Annotated in this window: 21 protein-coding genes and 1 other annotated feature; all 21 genes read left to right on the top strand. The window is 42.0% G+C overall.

Annotated features, from left to right (window positions below; all coding sequences use genetic code 11):
• The first annotated feature begins 55 nt into the window (after nt 1-55).
• Nucleotides 56-799 (top strand): DeoR/GlpR family DNA-binding transcription regulator, encoded by a 744-nt coding sequence (locus tag NQZ91_02035; GenBank protein ID UUM58173.1) that lies wholly within the window; start codon nt 56-58, stop codon nt 797-799.
• The gene (gene pfkB / locus NQZ91_02030) at nt 796-1707 is read left to right on the top strand and encodes a 1-phosphofructokinase (protein UUM58172.1); all 912 of its coding nucleotides are present in this window, start codon (nt 796-798) and stop codon (nt 1705-1707) included. Before NQZ91_02035 ends, pfkB begins: the two co-directional genes overlap by 4 nt.
• Nucleotides 1704-3659: a fructose-specific PTS transporter subunit EIIC gene (locus NQZ91_02025; GenBank protein ID UUM58171.1), complete on the top strand. Its 1956-nt coding sequence runs from the start codon at nt 1704-1706 to the stop codon at nt 3657-3659. Before pfkB ends, NQZ91_02025 begins: the two co-directional genes overlap by 4 nt.
• A gap of 93 nt (nt 3660-3752) precedes the next feature.
• Nucleotides 3753-4127: a DUF1149 family protein gene (locus NQZ91_02020; protein UUM58170.1), complete on the top strand. Its 375-nt coding sequence runs from the start codon at nt 3753-3755 to the stop codon at nt 4125-4127.
• The gene (locus tag NQZ91_02015; GenBank protein UUM58169.1) at nt 4128-4979 is read left to right on the top strand and encodes a DegV family protein; all 852 of its coding nucleotides are present in this window, start codon (nt 4128-4130) and stop codon (nt 4977-4979) included.
• A gap of 8 nt (nt 4980-4987) precedes the next feature.
• Nucleotides 4988-5755 carry a 4-hydroxy-tetrahydrodipicolinate reductase gene (gene dapB, locus NQZ91_02010; protein ID UUM58168.1) on the top strand — a complete coding sequence of 256 codons (768 nt, stop codon included), beginning with the start codon at nt 4988-4990 and terminating at the stop codon, nt 5753-5755.
• Entirely contained in the window at nt 5752-6963 is a 1212-nt protein-coding gene (locus NQZ91_02005; protein UUM58167.1) for a CCA tRNA nucleotidyltransferase, read from the top strand. Before dapB ends, NQZ91_02005 begins: the two co-directional genes overlap by 4 nt.
• Nucleotides 6956-8824 (top strand): ABC-F family ATP-binding cassette domain-containing protein, encoded by a 1869-nt coding sequence (locus NQZ91_02000; protein UUM58166.1) that lies wholly within the window; start codon nt 6956-6958, stop codon nt 8822-8824. The genes NQZ91_02005 and NQZ91_02000 overlap by 8 nt, the downstream gene beginning before the upstream one ends.
• 1 nt (nt 8825) lies before the next feature.
• Nucleotides 8826-9161 (top strand): hypothetical protein, encoded by a 336-nt coding sequence (locus NQZ91_01995; protein ID UUM58165.1) that lies wholly within the window; start codon nt 8826-8828, stop codon nt 9159-9161.
• Between the two features lie 84 nt (nt 9162-9245).
• Entirely contained in the window at nt 9246-10205 is a 960-nt protein-coding gene (locus NQZ91_01990) for an ROK family glucokinase (protein ID UUM58164.1), read from the top strand.
• Nucleotides 10206-10392: 187 nt separating this feature from the next.
• Nucleotides 10393-14031 (top strand): MucBP domain-containing protein, encoded by a 3639-nt coding sequence (locus NQZ91_01985; protein ID UUM58163.1) that lies wholly within the window; start codon nt 10393-10395, stop codon nt 14029-14031.
• A gap of 11 nt (nt 14032-14042) precedes the next feature.
• The gene (locus tag NQZ91_01980) at nt 14043-15431 is read left to right on the top strand and encodes a glycosyltransferase (protein UUM58162.1); all 1389 of its coding nucleotides are present in this window, start codon (nt 14043-14045) and stop codon (nt 15429-15431) included.
• 126 nt (nt 15432-15557) lie between these two features.
• Nucleotides 15558-15836 (top strand): hypothetical protein, encoded by a 279-nt coding sequence (locus tag NQZ91_01975; protein ID UUM58161.1) that lies wholly within the window; start codon nt 15558-15560, stop codon nt 15834-15836.
• A gap of 12 nt (nt 15837-15848) precedes the next feature.
• Nucleotides 15849-16151: a hypothetical protein gene (locus NQZ91_01970; GenBank protein ID UUM58160.1), complete on the top strand. Its 303-nt coding sequence runs from the start codon at nt 15849-15851 to the stop codon at nt 16149-16151.
• A 52-nt stretch (nt 16152-16203) separates the two neighbouring features.
• Entirely contained in the window at nt 16204-17043 is an 840-nt protein-coding gene (locus NQZ91_01965) for a thymidylate synthase (GenBank protein ID UUM58159.1), read from the top strand.
• A 150-nt stretch (nt 17044-17193) separates the two neighbouring features.
• Entirely contained in the window at nt 17194-17706 is a 513-nt protein-coding gene (locus tag NQZ91_01960; GenBank protein ID UUM58158.1) for a dihydrofolate reductase, read from the top strand.
• 197 nt (nt 17707-17903) lie between these two features.
• Nucleotides 17904-19133 carry an ATP-dependent Clp protease ATP-binding subunit ClpX gene (gene clpX / locus NQZ91_01955; GenBank protein UUM58157.1) on the top strand — a complete coding sequence of 410 codons (1230 nt, stop codon included), beginning with the start codon at nt 17904-17906 and terminating at the stop codon, nt 19131-19133.
• 61 nt (nt 19134-19194) lie between these two features.
• Nucleotides 19195-19782: a ribosome biogenesis GTP-binding protein YihA/YsxC gene (gene yihA / locus NQZ91_01950; protein ID UUM58156.1), complete on the top strand. Its 588-nt coding sequence runs from the start codon at nt 19195-19197 to the stop codon at nt 19780-19782.
• 62 nt (nt 19783-19844) lie between these two features.
• Nucleotides 19845-19979 (top strand) — a sequence feature (ribosomal protein L10 leader region).
• A 27-nt stretch (nt 19980-20006) separates the two neighbouring features.
• Nucleotides 20007-20501: a 50S ribosomal protein L10 gene (gene rplJ / locus NQZ91_01945; protein UUM58155.1), complete on the top strand. Its 495-nt coding sequence runs from the start codon at nt 20007-20009 to the stop codon at nt 20499-20501.
• Nucleotides 20502-20566: 65 nt separating this feature from the next.
• The gene (gene rplL / locus NQZ91_01940; GenBank protein ID UUM58154.1) at nt 20567-20932 is read left to right on the top strand and encodes a 50S ribosomal protein L7/L12; all 366 of its coding nucleotides are present in this window, start codon (nt 20567-20569) and stop codon (nt 20930-20932) included.
• 195 nt (nt 20933-21127) lie between these two features.
• Nucleotides 21128-21424 carry a DUF5962 family protein gene (locus NQZ91_01935; GenBank protein ID UUM58153.1) on the top strand — a complete coding sequence of 99 codons (297 nt, stop codon included), beginning with the start codon at nt 21128-21130 and terminating at the stop codon, nt 21422-21424.
• Nucleotides 21425-21883: the final 459 nt, after the last annotated feature.

The following is a 21883-nucleotide window of genomic DNA, read 5'->3' as shown; positions in this document are numbered from 1 at the left end:
AATGAGATATTTTTGTATATAATAGAATTTGTAAACGATTGCAGGAGGTGGTGACATGCTCAAATCGGAACGCAAACAAGTGATTCTTGAGAAGATAAAGGAAGAACAGTTTGTCCGTCTGGAAGAATTGGTCGACATCTTGAATACTTCAGAATCAACGGTGCGTAGGGATTTGGATGATTTAGAGGCAGCAGGAAAACTTCGTCGTGTCCACGGTGGTGCAGAGGCACCAGCCAATCTGCAACTGGAAGAAAGCATACGTGAAAAATCTGTCAAAAACGTTCAAGAAAAACGACAGGTTGCTGAAAAAGCAGCAGAGCAGATTGTTTCAGGGGATGTGATTTTCCTGGATGCAGGCACCACGACAGGGCTTTTGATTGATTTGCTGGACCAAGAAAACCTGACAGTCGTGACAAACTCCATTCATCACGCCGTTCGACTGGTTGAAAAGCAGATTAAAACCATTATCATTGGTGGAAATGTCAAAAGTTCGACCGATGCATCAATTGGTGCGGTGGCTTTAGAACAACTGCGACAACTTAATTTTGACAAGGCCTTTTTGGGAATGAACGGAGTTGATAAGGACTATCTCACCACACCTGATGTGGAAGAGGCAACCATTAAACGAACGGTTTTGGAAAATGCCAAGCAACCCTTTGTTCTGGTAGATTCTTCCAAGTTTGGACAATATTCTTTTGTAAAAGTTGCTCGAGTCGAGCGAGTCAGTCTCATCACCCAAAGTCGTGACACAGTCTTGTTAGATGGTTTAAGAAAAAAAACGAGGACAATAGAAGTATGATATTTACAGTGACGCTGAATCCAGCGATTGACTATATCGTTCGTTTAGACCATGTCGAAACGGGCAGTGTCAATCGTATGGAGAGTGACGATAAGTATGCCGGCGGTAAGGGAATCAATGTCAGCCGTGTCTTGAAGCGATTGGGCTATCCAAACACAGCGACAGGGTTTCTAGGAGGTTTTACCGGTCAGTTCATCAAAGATGGATTGGTTGCTGAAGGCATTGATACCGATTTCGTTCAAGTTGACCAAGATACACGGATTAACGTGAAAATCAAGGCCGACCAAGAAACGGAAATCAACGGTTTAGGTCCAATTGTGACTGATACACAATTGGCAGAACTAGAAATGGTTTTAGCTGGATTGACTAAAGATGACACAGTTGTCTTTGCTGGTTCAGCACCTGCTAGCCTTGGTAATGAAGTCTATAACAGACTGATTCCAGTGGCGAAAAAAGCAGGAGCGCAAGTGGTCTGTGACTTTGAAGGCCAGACACTTCTGGACTCACTTGCTCACCAACCACTCTTGGTCAAGCCGAACAATCATGAATTGGAAGCTATTTTCAATGTTGAATTGAATGGCATGGCAGACATCGAGACCTATGCTAAGAAAATCTTAGATATGGGTGCTCAGAATGTGATCATTTCTATGGCAGGGGACGGAGCCTTGTTGGTTACACCAACGGCAACTTACTTTGCCAAACCAATCAAGGGGACGGTGAAAAATTCTGTCGGAGCTGGAGATTCCATGGTGGCAGGATTTACTGGTGAATACGTTCGCTCACAGGACCCGATTGAAGCGCTCAAATGGGGAGTTGCTTGCGGTACGGCAACAGCCTTTTCAGACGATTTGGCAAGTATCGAATTTATTAAGGAAACTTATGAAAAAGTTGAGGTAGAAACACTATGAAAATTCAAGACGTTTTGAGAAAAGATGTCATGTTGCTTGATTTGCAAGCGACAAGCAAGGAAGCAGTCATCGATGAAATGATTGCTAGCTTGGTAGAAAAAGGATACGTAACTGATTTTGATGTTTTCAAAACAGGTATCATGAACCGTGAAGCACAAACGACTACAGGTCTTGGCGATGGTATCGCAATGCCACATGCTAAGAATGCGGCTGTAAAAGAAGCGACTGTTCTCTTTGCAAAATCAAACAAGGGTGTTGACTATGCAAGTCTTGATGGTCAACCAACTGACTTGTTCTTCATGATTGCGGCTCCAGAAGGTGCTAACGATACACACTTGGCTGCCCTTGCGGAATTGTCTAAATACTTGATGAAAGCTGGATTTGCTGATAGACTTCGTGCGGCAACAAATCCTGAAGAAGTGATTGCAGTCTTCGATACAGCTGAAGCAGCAGACAAGGCAGTAGAAGAAGTGGTTGCAGCTCCTAGTGGTGACCGTCCATTTATCGTTGCTGTGACAGCATGTACAACAGGTATCGCCCACACTTACATGGCAGAAGAAGCTCTTAAGAAGCAGGCTGCTGAGATGGGTGTTGATATCAAGGTTGAAACCAACGGTGCTTCAGGTGTTGGTAACAAACTAACTGCTGAAGACATCAAGAATGCAGCGGGTGTAATCATCGCAGCAGATAAGGCTGTTGATATGCCTCGTTTCAATGGTAAGCCATTGGTATCTCGTCCAGTTGCTGCTGGTATCAAGCAAGCAGAAGAATTGATTAACATCATCTTGGATGGTAAAGCATCTGCCTACACAGCGACAGAAGGAGCTGCTACTGTGGAATCTTCAGAAAAACTTAGCCTTGGTAAAGCATTCTACAAACACTTGATGAGCGGTGTGTCTCAAATGTTGCCATTCGTTATCGGTGGTGGTATCTTGATTGCCCTTGCTTTCTTGTTTGATAACTTGCTCGGTGTACCAAGCGACAGTCTTGGTAGCCTGGGTTCATACAACGAAATCGCAGCGATGTTCATGAAGATTGGTGGAGCAGCCTTTGGCTTCATGTTGCCACTCCTTGCAGGTTACATTGCTTACTCAATTGCTGAAAAACCAGGTTTGGTTGCAGGATTCGTAGCTGGTGCAATTGCTAGCAGCGGTCTTGCTTTCGGTAAAATCCCTTATGCAGCTGGTGGTGAAGAAACCCTTGCCCTTGCTGGTGTATCATCTGGTTTCTTGGGAGCCCTTGTCGGTGGTTTCCTTGCTGGTGGTGTAGTACTTGTTCTTCGCAACGCTTTGCGTAACATGCCAAAATCACTCCAAGGTTTGAATGCTATCTTGCTCTTGCCACTTTTGGGTACAGCTATCACTGGTTTCTTGATGTTCTTTGTCAACATCCCAATGGCTGCAATTAACACTGGCATGAATAATTTCCTTGCTGGTCTTGAAGGTAGCTCTGCTATTCTCCTTGGCCTTGTCCTAGGTGGTATGATGGCAGTCGATATGGGTGGTCCAGTCAACAAGGCAGCTTATGTCTTCGGTACCGGTACGCTTGCAGCGACTGTTGCAGACGGCGGTTCTGTAGCGATGGCAGCGGTTATGGCAGGTGGTATGGTACCACCGTTGGCAGTCTTTGTCGCAACTCTCTTGTTCAAGAACAAGTTCACGCAAGAAGAGCGTAACTCAGGTTTGACAAACATCGTTATGGGTCTGTCATTCATCACTGAGGGTGCCATTCCATTTGGTGCAGCTGACCCAGCACGTGCAATCCCAAGCTTTATCGCTGGTTCTGCTCTTGCAGGTGCCTTGGTTGGTTTGTCAGGCATTCAATTGATGGCTCCACACGGTGGTATCTTCGTTATCGCCTTGACTTCAAATCCATTGCTTTACCTCCTTTATGTATTGATTGGTGCAGTAGTGTCAGGTGTTCTTTACGGAGCTCTTCGTCAAGCTAAATAAGAAATAATGCCTTGTCTTTGGACAAGGTTTTTTAGCTATTTCATACGGATTGTGGTATAATATGAGTATTATTGTTATTAGAGGAGTTTAGTAATGGAGATTATACGCGATAAAGAATTTGTCAACCAGTATCACTTTGATGCTCGCAATAAAGAATGGGAAAAAGAGCATGGTGAGCCAAAAACTGGCTTGAAAGTTGATTTTCAATTGGTCAATAGGGACGAAGAAGCACAGCGGACAACCATGGTTGTTATCTTGCGCTTTATGATTGTCTTGAATCATCATGTGATTTCTGGTGCCTTTAGCCAAGGTGTCCATGTGGACGGTCGCATTATCAATGAACCAACCGAATTTACTGAAGATGAGAAAAAAGAGTTGGTATCTCCTCTCTTGGACATGCTGAAACGCATGACCTACGATGTTACTGAAATAGCCTACGATGCCCCAGGTATCAATTTGGAGTTCTAAATGAAATTAGCAATTATTACAGATTCGTCGGCCGTCTTGCAGCCGACGACGCTTGTAAACAAAGATGTATTTGTTTTGCCTATTCCGGTCACCATTGATGAGGAATCCTTTGTCGAAGGACAAAATCTGACTGCCGAAGAATTTTATCAAAAGATGGCAGCCTCCGAGGATTTGCCAAAAACCAGCCAACCCAGTCTCTTGGAGTTGGAAGAAATTTTGACAGCCCTGCAAGCCAACGGCTACACGCATGCAGTCGGTCTCTTTCTCTCATCAGGGATTTCTGGATTTTACCAAAATATCCAATATCTGGCAGATGAATTTGAGGGGCTGACAATCGCCTTTCCAGATAGCAAAATCACGTCAGCTCCACTGGGTATGATGGTGGAAAATGTATTGAAATGGGCAGCAGCCGGTCAGTCTTTTGAGGAAATCTGTGCCAAACTGGATCAACAAATTGCCCAAACGTCTGCCTTTATCATGGTGGACGACCTGGATCATTTGTTCAAGGGTGGTCGCTTGTCCAACGCAGCAGCCATTCTCGGCAACCTTCTCAGTATCAAGCCGATTTTGTATTTTACGGCTGAAGGGAAAATCGAAGTCTACGAGAAAGTTCGGACGGAGAAAAAGGCTGTCAAACGTCTCTTGGAAATTCTTCAAGAAAAAACATCCGACGGCAATTACCAGCTGGCCATTATTCATGCCAACTGCCCAGAAAAGGCAGATAGTTTCAAAGAACAGTTGGAGCAGGCTGGTGTGACTAGTCAGTTGCCAATCGTGTCATTTGGTTCCGTTATCGGGACGCATTTGGGTGAAGGGGCCATTGCTTTCGGTATTTCGCCCATTATCGAATAGGAGTTTACATGACAATTAAGGTAATTATTGCAGGTTTTAAGGGAAAAATGGGCTCAACAGCGGTTGAGATGGTCAAGGGAGATGCAGACCTTAGTCTAGCTGCCTTGGTAGACCCATTTGCCACTGAGACAGAAGTGGACGGCGTGCCAGTTTTTAAGACAAAAGAAGAAGTTGCAGAGCTAGATGCTGATGTCTGGGTGGATTTCACCACGCCAAAATTTGCCTATGAAAACACACGCTTTGCTTTGGAGAATGGCTTTGCGCCAGTAGTTGGAACGACTGGATTTACACCGAAAGAAATCGACGAACTGACTGCACTTTCGGCTGAAAAAGGCTTGGGTGGCTTGATTGCGCCAAACTTTGCTATCGGAGCTATCTTGCTCATGCAATTCGCAGCACAGGCTGCCAAGTATTTCCCTAATCTGGAAATCATCGAATTGCACCATGACAAGAAAAAGGATGCTCCAAGTGGAACAGCTATTAAGACTGCCGAGTTGATTTCGCAAGTCCGTCAGGCGCAGCCACAGGGTGCAGCCGATGAAGAAGAGTTGATTGCCGGAGCTCGTGGTGCAGAATTTGATGGATTCCGTATTCATTCTGTTCGCTTGCCAGGTCTGGTGGCCCACCAAGAAGTAATTTTCGGTGCCCAGGGAGAAGGATTGACTATTCGTCATGATTCTTATGACCGTGTCTCCTTCATGAGCGGTGTCAATCTCGGTATCAAAGAGGTTGTCAAACGCCAGCAACTTGTATATGGTTTGGAACATTTACTATGAAATTAACACATCTGCCTTCTGAATTTCAGGAGGCTTTGCCGATTTTAGAGAAAATTAAGGCCGCAGGTTTTGAGGCCTATTTTGTGGGCGGATCGGTCCGCGATGCCATTTTGAGAAGAACCATTCACGATGTGGACATTGCAACATCCAGCTATCCGCAGGAGACCAAAGCAATCTTCCCACGGACCATTGATGTGGGGATTGAACATGGAACGGTCTTGGTTCTGGAAGGGCATAAGGAGTACGAAATTACGACCTTTCGGACGGAGGAGGATTACGTGGACTTCCGCCGGCCTAGCCAGGTTTCTTTTGTCCGTTCACTAGAAGAAGACCTCAGACGCCGTGATTTTACAGTCAATGCCTTTGCCTTGGATGAACATGCTCAGGTCATCGACTTGTTTTCTGGACTAGAAGATTTGGAGCAGAAGCGTTTGCGAGCGGTAGGAATCCCTGCAGAGCGATTTAATGAAGATGCCCTGCGAATCATGCGTGGTTTTCGATTTGCGGCTAGTCTGAACTTCGAGATTGAACCAGAAACATTTAAGGCCATACAGGCAACAGCACCGCTCTTGGACAAAATCTCTGTTGAGCGCATTTTTATCGAATTTGATAAATTGCTGACGGCACCCCATTGGCGCAAGGGGCTGCAGGCTATGATTGATTCCAAAGCCTTTGATTTTTTACCAGATTTGGCTGGAAAAGGGCAGGAATTGGAGAAAATGCTATCTAGTTTGCAGGCAGATTTCATCTTTGAAACTTCTGAACAGGCCTGGGCCATGCTCTTTGTCTGTCTGAAAGTGGACAACATCAAGTCCTTCCTCAAAAAATGGAAAACCAGCAATGACTTTCAACGGACGGTCGTGCAATTGGTGAAAATTTATCAGCACCGCCAGACAGGACCAGTGACCAAGCAGATGGCCTACGAATACGGCAGGACACTGATTGAACTGGTCGAAAAACTGCGTCAGGCTCAGGGGCTCTCGGTTGATTTTGAAGAGATAGCTCAACTCGATAAGGACTTGATTATCCATGAACGACATGAGATTGTTGTGAATGGTGGCATGATTATGAAGAATCTAGCTGTCAAGCCTGGTCCTCTCTTGGGTCAGGTCCTAAATGCAGTGGAGTATGAGATTGTCGAGGGGAATTTGGCCAACTCAGAAGAGGACATCATGGATTTTGTAAAGGAGTTTTTAAGCAATGAGTGATTTTATCGTTGAAAATTTGACCAAGTCTGTCGGCGACAAGACCGTCTTTTCAAAGATTTCCTTTATCATCCACCCAGGCGACCGCATTGGGATTATAGGGGTCAATGGCACTGGGAAAACAACGCTCTTGGATGTGATTTCAGGCAAGCTTGGTTTCGATGGAGATATTTCACCCTTTACCAGTAAGAATGATTTTCAGATGGCCTATCTGACCCAGGAGCCTGATTTTGATGAGAGAAAGACCGTTCTGGACACGGTATTGTCATCCGATTTGCGAGAAATCCAGCTTATTCGCCAATACGAGCAGCTCATGGCAAATTATGACGATAAGAGTCAGGCTCAACTTGAAAAAGTCATGGCAGAGATGGATGCCCTCAATGCTTGGGAAATTGAAAGCCAAGTTAAGACGGTTCTGTCAAAATTAGGATTACAGGATGTGACCAGCAAGGTGGCGGATTTATCTGGCGGCCTGCGTCGCCGTGTACAGCTGGCTCAGGTTCTTCTGGGCAATGACGACCTCCTGCTTTTGGATGAGCCGACCAACCACCTGGATATTGAGACCATTGAGTGGTTGACGACCTTTTTGAAAAACACCAAAAAGTCTGTCCTCTTTATCACCCATGACCGCTATTTCTTGGACAATATTGCAACACGCATCTTTGAATTGGACAAGGCCGGTTTGACCGAGTATCAGGGGAATTACCAGGACTATGTTCGATTAAAAGCGGAGCAGGACGAGCGGGATGCAGCTCTCCGTCACAAGAAAGAACAGCTCTACAAGCAGGAGTTGACCTGGATGCGGAGACAGCCCCAGGCTCGTGCCACCAAGCAACAAGCCCGTATCAATCGTTTCCATGACCTCAAGAACCAGGTTCATCAAACTATTGATGACTCAAGTCTTGAAATCAATTTTGAAACCAGCCGAATCGGTAAAAAGGTTATTCAGTTTGAGCAGGTCAGCTTTTCTTATCCTGGAAAGCCGATTCTACAGGATTTTAGCCTGCTAATCCAAAACAAGGACCGTATCGGCATCGTCGGTGATAATGGTAAGGGCAAATCCACCCTGCTCAATCTGATTGCAGGCGACTTGCAGGCTGATGCAGGCAAGGTAGACATCGGAGAAACGGTTCGTATCGGTTATTTTTCTCAAGATATTCGTGGATTAGACGAGAGCAAGCGGGTCATCAATTTCTTGCAGGAAGTGGCAGAAGAAGCCAAGACTACATCGGGCATGGTGTCTATTGCTGAACTTTTGGAGCAGTTCCTCTTTCCGCGTAATACCCATGGTACACTGATTGAAAAATTGTCGGGTGGGGAGAAAAAGCGGCTCTATCTGCTGAAAATCCTTCTGGAACGGCCTAATGTCTTGCTTCTGGACGAGCCGACAAACGACTTAGACATAGCGACTTTGACAGTCTTGGAGCATTTCTTGCAAGGTTTTGCTGGTCCTGTCATCACCGTCAGCCACGATCGTTATTTCTTGGACAAGGTTGCTAATAAAATCCTTGCTTTTGAAGACGGTGGTATCCAGACCTTCTTTGGAAACTACACGGACTATCTGGATGAAAAGGCCTTTTTGGCTTCCAGCTCTGCTATTTCTTTGGAAAAACCAAAGGAGAAAATCGAGAAGGTCAGAGAGAACAAGAAGCGGATGTCCTATTTTGAGAAGCAGGAGTGGGCAACCATTGAGGATGAGATTGCTGGTTTGGAGGAGCGGATCGAAGCCATTGAGGCGGAAATGTTGACCTGTGGCAGTGATTTTACCAAATTGTCGGACCTGCAGAAGGAGCTGGACCAGAAAAATGAGCAGCTCTTGGAGAAGTACGAGCGCTTTGAGTATTTGAGTGAGATGGAGGGCTAGGATGAAAACTCTTATCATAGGCTACATGGCCCTTTACCTACTGGTCACATTGGTTTCAGCCCTTTATAGCTTTCTGAAAACCAAAAAGATGAACCTGCTGCGCCTGAGTTTGACATTTTTGGCAATGCTTGTGCTGGCAGTAACCCTTTATTTTTACAGTCAAAGCTACCATGCTTTCCAGATGATTGGTTTTGCCCTTGGTTTTACCTTTATTTCTACGCTTTTTCTCTTCAATGGGACCAAGGAAGGAACTAATTTTATAGCTGCTATGTTGCTGAGTGTTGGGCGCTTTGTTCTCCATATTCAATTTCTAGTTCTGCTTTATCTTTTTAGATAAATTGTCCGTACAAGTTGTTTGAAAGGGCTTTGCGAAAAGGTTTGCATTGTGGTATAATAGAGAAAATGAAGTGAGGTAATGATTATGTCAAAGAAAATTATCGGTATTGACCTTGGCGGTACATCTGTCAAATTGGCTATTTTAACGACTGCTGGCGAAATCCAGGAAAAATGGTCCATCAAGACCAACATTTTGGATGAGGGCTGCCATATCGTTCCGGATATTATCGAGAGTATCAAAGATCATTTTGTGAGCCACAATCTGACCAAGGATGATTTCTTGGGAATTGGTATGGGTTCTCCTGGCGTAGTCGATAGCAAAGCTGGTACTGTGATTGGTGCCTATAACCTCAACTGGAAGACCTTGCAGCTGGTCCGTGAACAGTTTGAGACCGCACTTGGTTTGCCTTTCTTTATTGACAATGATGCCAACGTAGCAGCTCTGGGTGAGCAGTGGGTCGGTGCCGGCGAGAATAATCCTGACGTGGTCTTCATGACGCTGGGAACTGGTGTCGGTGGTGGTGTTGTTGCTGCTGGAAATCTGATTCGCGGATCACGCGGTGCAGGTGGCGAACTTGGCCATTTGACGGTTGATTTTGAAGACCCTATCATGTGCACATGTGGTAAGCCAGGTTGCCTGGAGACAGTTGCCTCAGCGACAGGTATTGTCAATTTGACTCGCCGTTATGCAGCCCAGTATGCTGGTGATTCTGAGTTGAAGAAACTCATTGATGATGGTCAAGATGTGACAGCTAAGGATGTCTTTGACTTAGCAAAAACAGGTGATGACCTAGCTCAGATTGTCTACCGCAACTTTGCTCGCTATCTAGGAACAGCTTGCTCCAACATTGCAGCGACGCTAAACCCAGCCTACATTGTCATCGGTGGTGGTGTATCAGCTGCAGGCGATTTCCTCTTGGACGGTGTTCGCAAGGTCTTTGAAGTGACAGTCTTCCCACCGATTAAGGAATCAACTAAGTTGGCTCTTGCAACACTTGGCAATGATGCCGGGGTTATCGGTGCAGCGTCACTCGTTTTGAAATAAATTTGGAAAGCAGGGGTATCTCTGCTTTTTTTTTATATTACTCCTTTCAAAAATTCAATAGAGCTAAATGATTGAAGAAGGTGAAGAATCGATTGTTTATACATTTATTATTTGCAATTATTGATATACTATGATATAATGATATGTAAGCGCTATCATGATTCAATTATTATTAGGAGGTTAAATCATGGAAAAGAATCATAAGTATGGTTTTCGTAAACACAAGGCTGTAAAAGGACTTGGCGTAGCTCTATTGGGTACAGTTGGTGTACTCGCCGGCTCATCTTTAGTCTCTGCAAATGAAGTAGGTATTTCTGAAGCAGTTCAAACCAATCGAACGATAGATGCTACGATTAGCAGAGTCGATTACAATGAATTAACGGAAGAACAGAAGGCACACATTAAATCTGGAATGATTGATGAACAATTATCATGGATCAATCCAGAGACTGGGAATCTTGAATGGATTACTGGTTTTGTTGCTGTATATAAATCAACTGGAGATTGCCAAGTTATTCCTATTGCTCCTAAACCAATTGAACCGAACGTTACGACTCCACCTACCCCTGGTTCTAACATTCCTGTTTTACCACTTACACCAAATAATCAACCTGTCTCGAAGGTTACTGGAATACCTAGGAAATCTAATCTACCAAAAACAGGCTTAGTCGGATCCAAAACCATTGCAGTAGCAGGGTTAGGTTTGCTAACTTTTGGCGGATACTTATTGTTTAAGAACCGTAAAACTGGTAAACATGTTGCGATTGCACTATTAGTTGCAGGAGGAGGGGTAGGAGTTTCTAGTCCAGTTCTTGCAAATTCTAGAACATTCCTTGACTTGGTTGAAAATGTAACCCTTCAACTTAATTCTCACTTTACTTATACACCAGCAACAGATACTTGCTGGGAATACGTCGGATATTATCCAGAAATTGCATCTGTACCTGCAGAAACACCTACAAGCCCGAATATTCTAACCTCAGCAGATTTGTTATCTGAGTCACAGGAGACTAAAGGTAAAGTAACTGTTCACTATGTTGATGAGGAGGGGAATACAATAGCTAATTCCCAAGAGCTAGTAAATGCAGTTGTTTCCACCACTTATCGTACTAAAGTAACAATCAATGGTGTAGAAAAAGTCATAGAAAACACTGTACCTACTGAGGTTGACTATGATACTTCTGCACTTAAAGTCAATACTATTTTGTTTAATGGGGCAAGCTATGAGTATGTATCTGTTAAGGGTAGCGAAACAGGCAAAGTTGTGGCAGGCGAGACAGAAGTTACCTATGTTTACCGAAAAGTGACTCAACCTGTCGTAACTCGTGAAGAGCTTGATCCAATCCAAGAAACTGGTAAGGTAACAGTTCATTATGTCGATGAGGCTGGCAATAAACTTGCAGATTCTAAAGAATTGGTAAATGCCATCATTTCGACAACCTTCCGTACCAAAGTAATCACTGACGGTGTTGAGGAAATTAAAGAAAATAAAGTAGTTAGCAATGCTAGGTACAACGCAGCCTCAGTTAAAGCGACTAGCTTGGAATACAATGGTGCAACCTATGAATATGTATCTGTCAAGGGTACCGAAGCAGGCAAAGTTGTGGCAGGTGAGACGGTAGTTACCTATGTTTACCGCAAAGTGACTCAACCTATCGTAACTCGTGAAGAGCTTGATCCAATCCAAGAAACAGGTAAGGTCACAGTTCATTATGTCGATGAGGCTGGCAATAAACTTGCAGATTCTAAAGAATTGGTCAATGCCATTATTTCGACAACCTTCCGTACCAAAGTAACCACTGACGGTGTTGAAGAAATTACAGAAAACAAAGTAGTTAGCGATGCTAGGTACAACGCAGCCTCTGTTAAGGCAACTAGCTTGGAATACAATGGTGCAACCTATGAATATATATCTGTCGAGGGTACCGAAACAGGCAAAGTTGTGGCAGGTGAGACGGAAATTACCTATGTTTACCGCAAAGTGACTCAACCTGTCGTAACTCGTCAAGAACTCGAACCCCTTTTTGAAACTGGTACAGTAAATGTACACTTTGAGGATGAGACAGGTAAGGTTCTTTCACCTTCAAAAGTTTTGGTCAATACCATTGTAAGCTTGACCGAACGTACTGAAACTATTACTGATGGGGTTTCAAATATTGTAGAAACCAAGCGTGAAACCAATGCAAGCTATGATGCTACTAATCTAAGACCAGATCGTATTGAATTTGAGGGGGCATTGTACGAATTTGCTACTGTCACTGGAGAGGTATCAGGTAAGGTCTTGCCAGGAGAAACCAATATCACTTACATTTATCGTAAAGTACCAAATACGACTGAAGAGTTTACACGCGAAATTAAGGGGAAAGTAGTAACTCGCTATATTGATGAAGTGACAGGTCAGGAAATTGTTCCAGAATCCATTGTAAAAGAAGGGGTTATTGCCCTTGAGACGACGACAGTGACCAAGGATGCTCTCGGTAATACAGTAGATTCCCAGACTTCGAGCAGTCCAACTAGCTTTGAATACAGCACAGAAGCTGATAAGATTGTCAAAGAAGTGGATATTGCTAAAAAGCGGACGAGTGCGACAGATTGGATCAACCCTGAGACCCAGCAAACTGGCCAGGTAGAAAATAATGCTGCCCAAGGTCTGCTAGATCAATTGACCAGCCGCGTGCGTATCTATTCACCAACCAACCCAGGTGATCCTGACAACGTGGCTGAAACTCTCGATTATGTCCGTAAAGAAGGATTTGATGAAGCTTCTCAAAAAATTGAAGAAATTGGCAGTGGCAACAACACAACCATATATGGGACAAGAGATTATACAGATTATAGATATTCCTATACAAGACCTTCAAGGGCACTTGTACCAGAAGCAAAGTATGAATTCAGTCGTGTAGATGGGCAAGAAATCGGAAGCAGCAATCAAGACGTTAAGACCATCACCTACTATTACAAGCCAAAAGCTGTAGAAGTGAAACCAATTGTCCAACACATTGAACCAGAGGTTCTGCCTGTAGAATCCGTCAAACCTGCCAATACCGTGGAAGAGAGCCAGCGAGAGATTCATGGTAAGGTCATAACACGCTATGTAGATGAAAGTACTGGTCAAGAAATTTTGACAGGTTCAACTGTTGCTGAAGGGGTTGTAGCAATCGAAACAACCACCACAACAAAGGACTACAAAGGCAACATAATAGATACCAAGGTGACCACAGAACCAACAAATCTTAAATACGATACGACTGCAGATAGGGATTTAAACAACTCACGGATTGCTACTATGAGGGTTGCGCCGTTAGAAGCTTTTAATACCCTGACAGGTCAAACAAGTCCAATTGTAAACGGAAAAGCAACAGTTGCGGCAGAAACCTTGGATGTGTATATTCCGCTGACCGATCCTCAGTTGGATGGTAAATTCCTAAGCGACCGCTATGCAAAAGAGAGAGGCTTTGATACTACAACTTCCCAACTAGTTGAATCCGAAGCTGTCACAATGGATTTAAGCTCAACTGGGCAAAAAGCCCTTCTTATCCCTAACATAGTGACGCAAGAAGGTGTTGTTACTCCTGAGCTAGAGATTGCTAATGGTCAAGTCTATTATGTCCAGCACTATGTTTATACCAAACCAGTTGATCTTGAAGAAAACCCTGTACCGTATGAATTCACCAGGGTTGATACAGCTGAAACTGGGACAGTTGAGGAAGGCGTAACCGTTGTAACTTACTATTACAAACGGGTTAGTCTCTCTGTGACACCGCAGTCAGATTCGATAAATATCTACTTTTCACAGACAACCCTGGCAGCATCTATTAACCCTTAGGGAGAATACAAGTGACAATATATACCTTGAGAAGTTGGATGTCGGACAAAACATTTGGCTATGAAACCACACAAGTTTTTCGGCAAAAGGTATTAAATAACTTGGGTATTCCCAACTACCTTTTGCTCGGAACTCCTTATTCAACACCATTTTGGAAGGAACAGCTTCAAGCACAAGGCTATAAACTGGATCATGTTATTATCTTACCTCATCTTTATTCGGATATTGACACTTGCCTGCGTTCCTATCAACTAGCTGACTTTGAAGCTGATTTAACAAAAAAGCACATCATCTGGAAGGATAAACAAATTCTCTCTCCAACGACAGCAATGTATACAACTGAGGAGGGTTATTATGACCTGAACTTAACTGCTGAAGGAAATATATTATCCATCATTGAACGAAGTTTGAAGTTGGAGTTAAAGTCAGTAACTTCTGTTTTTGAAAAGCCATTTTTTACCAATTTTTCGGATGACAGCTTCTGTTATTACGATAAAGATGGCAATATTGTCCTACAAGGGAGAATTGAAGATAAAGAGTGTTACTATTTTTTCCAAGGTCAAAAATGGACCATGATCGATCTATTTGTGAACTTTTTGTCAGAGAGAATTGTTCCTGATCAAGATATTGTCTTAAACGACCAGTTTATTAGCCAGACGTTAGAAACATTTTGTCAAGATCAAGGCATTACCTATCGCTTTATCCTTCATTATAACCATTACTTTTCACAAAAGAATGTCGAAGGCTACAATATTAAACTCGGAAAAGAAATTTTTGTTGCAAGTCCCTACATTATCGAGCCACTGGCTAAAGATGGCATTCAAGCAGAGTTCCTACCTCCGATTGCCATTCAAGTTGCTAAGCAGCCTCCTAGAGGATTGAAGAGCAATAAACTGCTTCTGGTTGGTAATATTTATGATCACAAACGAGTGGCTATGGCAATCCAGGCTATGAGAGAAGTTCCTGACTTAGAGCTTCATATTTACGGAGGTCGGGTTGAAGCAATTCAAGCATTGAAAGAACAGCACACGATTCCAGACAACGTGATTTTCAAAGGCTTTGTCCCTAGTAGTCAAATACCACGGTCAGAATATTGTGCTTATCTATCCTGTTCTCTTAGTGAAATGTTTGCTAACGCAATGGTAGAATGTCTTGGACTTGGCTTGATACCTATACTTTCTAGGGTTGATTTTGGACATAATCAAGTTTTAGAAGAATTGGATATTTACCAACAATGTGGTTTTGATAGTGTTGAAGATCTTGTGAAAGTCTTGAAAAATCTAGCAAGTTTACCTATTGAAGACCGGCAGCAGTTATCAAACAAAATCTTACATTATTCACAAAAATTCAGTTATGCCGAAGCACAAAAGCAGTATAAGCTTGCTTTAGGTTATAACTAAATTGAAAAAAGCAGGGCATCCCCCTGCTTTTTCAATTCCGCTGTCACACTTTCTTTATATACATATATTGAAAGTTGGTTAATAAAAGGGTACAATAATAGTGAAAAGAGAAAGGAGTGTTGGTGTATGAAACAAGTAAACATATCTAAATTAATTGACTATCTAACTATAGTCGGGCTTTTGATTTTACTGTCTGCCTTTTTCCTTGATAATTGGATTCGTGACTGGTTTTTCCCATCGAGTTGGGGCAACGTAGCGACCATGATGATTTTGCCAATATTTGGGGCACTCATTCTCATGTTGTCGATTTACTATAAAAAATTGTGGACGGGTATCATCAGTATTCTATTGATCATTTCTTTCCCCTTGTTCTTTGGCTTGGGCTATGTTCTCTTCGGTCCATAGAAGGAGTTATTTATGAATATGACCCTATTAAGACGGCTAAATATTGTCCTCTATAGTATTGCTGCTTTTCTCGTAATCATGCTATTTTTACCAATAGGGCAATGGTTCAATCTTGTAAATGCGAATTTCAAACTAGCTTTTTTCATCATTCCCTTTTTCGGTCTAGCTAGCTTACCAACGGCTATTTATATGAAAAATATTCGTCAGATATTGTTGAGTATTGTCTTGGTTGCTTTGTATTTTATACTGTTTAGCCTAGTAACTGCCCTAGCTGGATTGTTCCAACTTAATGTTTATTCATTCTTTTTCAAATGAGAACTTCGGTGCAAAACTGGAGTTTTTTGCTAGAGTTTGCTATACTAAGACCATGACGAAAGCAGATATTATTTTTAAAGAAAACATTCGTAAGATTATGGAAGAGGGCGTTTTTTCAGAAAATGCTCGTCCACGTTACAAGGATGGAAATGTCGCTAATTCCAAGTATATTACTGGTTCTTTTGCTGAATATGATTTGGCCAAGGGGGAGTTTCCTATTACCACACTAAGACCTATTCCGATTAAATCAGCCATTAAAGAAATTCTCTGGATTTACCAAGACCAGACCAATGATCTGTCTGTCTTGCAGGAAAAATACGGCGTTCAATATTGGAATGACTGGGAAGTAGATGGAACAGGTACCATCGGTGAACGCTATGGTGCAATTGTTAAGAAGCACGATATTATTTCAAAGATTTTGAAACAGCTGGAAGATAATCCTTGGAATCGCCGCAATGTGATTTCTCTTTGGGATTATGAGGCCTTTGACCAATCGCCAGGCCTATTGCCTTGTGCCTTTCAGACAATGTTTGATGTCCGTCGTGTTGATGGAGTCATTTATCTTGATGCAACTCTAACTCAACGGTCAAATGATATGTTGGTAGCCCATCATATCAATGCTATGCAGTATGTTGCATTGCAAATGATGATTGCCAAGCATTTTGGTTGGAAGGTAGGGAAGTTTTTCTATTTCATCAACAATCTCCACATCTATGATAATCAGTTTGAACAGGCTGAGGAATTGCTCCGTCGAACGCCTTCAGAAATTGAGCCTCGTTTGGTCTTGAATGTCCCAGACGGTACCAATTTCTTTGATATTCGGGCAGAAGATTTTGAATTGGTGGATTACAATCCAGTTAAACCGCAGTTGAAGTTTGATTTAGCGATTTAAGTTAATAAACAGTAGTAAGTAGAGTTTCGTCCATCAAGAATATATAAAATTGAGGAATTGGTTCTAGTTATAAAATTTGCACTAGCCCTACTTGGTAAGTGCATTTTTCATGTTTTTTTGATAGAATGATAGGACGGAAAGTGAGAGAAAATGACAAAGAAGATAGTTGCAATTTGGGCACAAGATGAAAATGGATTGGTTGGAAAAGGGGATAGGCTTCCATGGGCTTTACCTGCAGATATGGCTCATTTTAAAGAAACGACCACTGGTCATACTATTGTAATGGGGCGTGTGACTTTTGATGGCATAGGTAAGCGTGCTCTTCCTAATCGTCACACAATTGTTTTGACGACCGATAATTCCTATCAAATGGAGAGCGATCGCGTCACTATCCTAAATAGTATTGATCAAGTCTTGGACTGGTACCAGCAACAAAATGGCACTCTATTTGTACTTGGAGGAAGTAAGATATTTACAGCCTTTGCACCCTACATTGAAGAATTAATAGTAACCGACATTCATGGTCAATTCGAAGGGGACGTTTTCTTTCCGAAAGATTTTCCGATGGATCAATTTTGCCTCAACAATTCGAAATTTCGTCCAAAAGATGAGGAAAATGCTTTTGATTTTACAATTAAAACCTACGAAAGAAGAGAAAAATAAGCATGGAGAGAAGTTTATTCGGACTATTTACAGCATTTCTCTGTGGAATTTGCGTTCTATGTGCGCTTCAAGCTTTTAGAAAAAAACGCTTCGGTTTAGCAATATTATTTTTATTGAATGCTTTTACTAATCTGGTCAATAGCATTCATGCCATTTACGGCTTTTTATTTAGATAAGAGATATGAAAGAGGAATTACATGGCTGTTAAGCATACACATGAGTTTATTTATTGCTCATTTTGTGGAAAAAATCAAGAAGAAGTTAAAAAAATTATCGCTGGAAACAATGTATTCATCTGTAATGAATGTGTGGAATTAGCTCAGGAAATCATTCGTGAGGAATTGGCAGAAGAAGTGTTGACTGATTTGGCAGATACGCCAAAACCACAAGAATTGCTCAATATTCTCAACCATTATGTTATCGGACAGGACCGTGCTAAACGTGCCTTGGCAGTAGCAGTTTACAACCACTACAAGCGCATCAATTTCCAGGATACGCGGGACGATGAGAATGATGTGGACTTGCAAAAATCTAATATTCTGATGATTGGTCCGACTGGTTCTGGTAAGACTTTCTTGGCCCAAACCTTGGCTAAAAGTCTCAATGTACCATTTGCCATTGCAGACGCAACTGCTCTTACTGAAGCCGGTTATGTGGGCGAAGACGTTGAAAATATCCTTCTCAAACTCTTACAGGCTGCAGATTTTAACATTGACCGCGCAGAACGAGGGATTATCTATGTGGATGAAATTGATAAGATTGCCAAAAAAGGTGAAAATGTGTCCATTACCCGCGATGTTTCGGGCGAAGGTGTCCAACAGGCTCTCTTGAAAATCATTGAGGGAACAGTTGCCAGCGTGCCACCACAAGGCGGACGCAAGCATCCTAACCAAGAGATGATTCATGTCGATACCAAAAATATCTTGTTTATCGTAGGTGGGGCCTTTGATGGTATTGAAGAAATTGTTAAACAACGTCTCGGTGAAAAAATCATCGGTTTCGGTCAAAACAATCGTGCCATTGATGAAAAAGATTCTTACATGCAACACATTATCGCTGATGATATTCAAAAATTTGGTATCATTCCAGAGTTGATTGGTCGCTTGCCTGTATTTGCAGCTTTAGACCAGTTAACAACCGAGGATTTGGTTCGTATCTTGACGGAGCCTAAGAATGCACTGGTTAAACAATACCAAACTCTATTGTCTTACGATGATGTCGAGTTGGATTTTGACGAGGATGCCTTGCTGGCCATTGCTGAGAAGGCGATTGAGCGGAAAACGGGAGCGCGTGGACTTCGTTCTATTATCGAAGAAACCATGCTGGATGTCATGTTTGAAGTTCCAGGTCAAGATGATGTCAAACGTGTTCGTGTTACAAAAGCAGCAGTTGATGGTAAGGAAAAGCCATTGCTAGAAACTGCTTAAAAAGTATCATTAGGGGTGATAAGCGACTAGCTTTCTCCCCCTTATTTATGAGAGGTAAAGAATGGAAATCAATACACACAATGCTGAAATTCTGCTGAGTGCAGTTTCAAAGGCCCAATACCCTGATGACGATATTCCAGAAATCGCCCTGGCTGGACGGTCCAATGTTGGAAAATCGTCCTTTATCAATACCTTGCTGGGGCGTAAAAACCTGGCTCGGACGTCAGGCAAACCTGGAAAAACCCAGCAACTGAATTTTTATAATATCGATGATAAAATCCGTTTTGTTGATGTGCCGGGCTACGGTTATGCCAAGGTTTCCAAGACTGAGCGCGCCAAGTGGGGCAAGATGATTGAGGAATATCTGACCAGTCGAGATAATCTCCGCGTGGTGGTTAGTCTGGTAGATATGCGTCATGAGCCATCCGCCGATGATGTTCAGATGTACGAATTTCTAAAATATTATGAAATCCCAGTCATTGTCGTTGCTACCAAAGCCGACAAAATTCCACGTGGCAAGTGGAACAAGCATGAATCCATTATCAAAAAGAAATTAGATTTTGATAAGAATGACCAGTTTGTCGTCTTTTCATCTGAAACTCGACATGGCTACGACCAGGCCTGGGACGCTATTCTGAGTGAAATCTAACAAAAAATAAAAAAATAGAGATATTTTTCTTGCATTCTAAACTAGACTATGTTATCATAATTGAGGTTTGAAAAAACTGACCTAAGACAGTAGGGGAGCTAGACTCATAAACATCCTACCGAGGCACAAAACGATTATGGATATAAACGTGTTTGTACTTTCGTGTCTAGGTTTAGGTGCGATTTTTTTGTGCCTAGCCCAAAATAAAAACGGAGGTAAACGAAATGTCAGAAGCTATTATCGCTAAAAAAGCGGAATTAGTAAATGCCGTTGCTGAGCAAATGAAAGCTGCAACATCTATCGTTGTGGTTGATGCGCGTGGTTTGACTGTAGAGCAAGATACTGTTCTTCGTCGTAACTTGCGTGGTGCAGAAGTTGAGTACAAAGTTATCAAAAACTCAATCTTGCGTCGTGCTGCTGAGCAAGCTGGTCTTGAAGGTCTTGCAGAATTGTTTGTAGGTCCATCTGCAGTAGCATTCTCAAACGATGCTGTTGCTCCAGCTAAAACAATTTACGATTTCGCGAAAACTGCTGATGCTCTTGAAATCAAAGGTGGAGCTGTAGAAGGTAAAGTTTCTTCTAAAGAAGAAATCGAAGCACTTGCTACATTGCCAAACCGCGAAGGCATGCTTTCTATGTTGCTTTCTGTACTTCAAGCGCCAGTTCGCAACGTTGCATACGCTGTCAAAGCTGTTGCAGAAAAAGAAGACGCAGCTTAATGCGTCAGAGCGTAGCTGCTTAGTGCTACAAACTATTTAAAAACCTAAATTGGAGGAAAATCACAATGGCATTGAACATTGAAAACATTATTGCTGAAATTAAAGAAGCTACTATCCTTGAGCTTAACGATCTTGTAAAAGCTATCGAAGAAGAATTTGGTGTAACTGCGGCTGCTCCTGTAGCTGTTGCTGCAGCTGGTGGTGCTGCTGAAGAAGCTAAAGATTCATTCGACGTTGAATTGACATCTGCTGGCGACAAAAAAGTTGGCGTTATTAAAGTTGTACGTGAAATCACTGGTCTTGGTCTTAAAGAAGCTAAAGAGCTTGTTGACGGTGCACCAGCTATGGTTAAAGAAGGCGTTGCAACTGCAGAAGCTGAAGAAATCAAAGCTAAATTGGAAGAAGCAGGCGCTTCAGTTACTCTTAAATAATCAATTATTGATTGTTTAAGGCTGAAAGCCGAGTTTTAAAGCCTTTTCGCTAAAGTCAAGGTGATTAAGAAGGGATAATTTCAATTGAAATTTCCCCACAAACACCCCCACAAATTTTTGTGGGGGTGTTTTGTTTCTAGCTGACATTCTATATTTGTTGCGGTAAACTAATGACAAATACAGAGGAGTGAACTTATGTTTAGTGAAGATTTATATTATGAGTTAGAAGAAATGTTAACTCTTGGTTTTAAAAATAATGTTGAATATGAAAGATATATAGAACTTAAGGACTCATATGAAGAAGAAACTTTAGATTATAGTTTTTCAATCAGAGAATTAACTAATCAACTTGAAGTTATTATCAATACCAAAGAAAATGATTTTCCTAATTTAGATGAATGCTTACATGGAGAATATTTGTATTTAGTTAATGAATTAAAAAGATTAGATTGTAATATAGCTGGAAAATATATCAGTTTATCTTATGACTGAGAGATGTATGAAGTTGCAATTATTCTTTCTTATAGAAAAAATTTATTTTGTTGATTTGTTCCCAATTACACATCACGTGGAGGTAGTTGGTTTGCTGGTGAAAGCCTAGAAACCTTTGAACGAAAGGGATAATGAAAAGCCTTGATTGCAAGGCTTTTTGTCGTATGGGGGGAAGTATTAGAGTGAGAAATTTTTTGGAGTGAGTAGAAGTGATAGCAAGAAATTATCAAAATCTATTTCCATTTACCCTGTGGGTACGTGTTTATTTCCATTGACAAGGAGTTTGTGGGAATAGAAACGTACCCACCTTGTTTGAATCAAGTGAAGTGTAGTTGAAGGAAATCTGTTGAAAGCAATACTTCATTTTACCGAATAAGTAATAATTTAGGCAACTTCAAATCGATTAAAAAAAACTATTTTAAAGGTTAAGAGTAGACAAAAATTGTCCACTCTTTTTTG

The sequence above is a fragment of the Streptococcus suis genome (assembly GCA_024583055.1).
Classification (GTDB): Bacteria; Bacillota; Bacilli; order Lactobacillales; family Streptococcaceae; genus Streptococcus; species Streptococcus suis_V.
The sequence above is the reverse complement of the archived record's forward strand: the minus strand, read 5'-3'. Positions and strand labels throughout refer to the sequence as shown.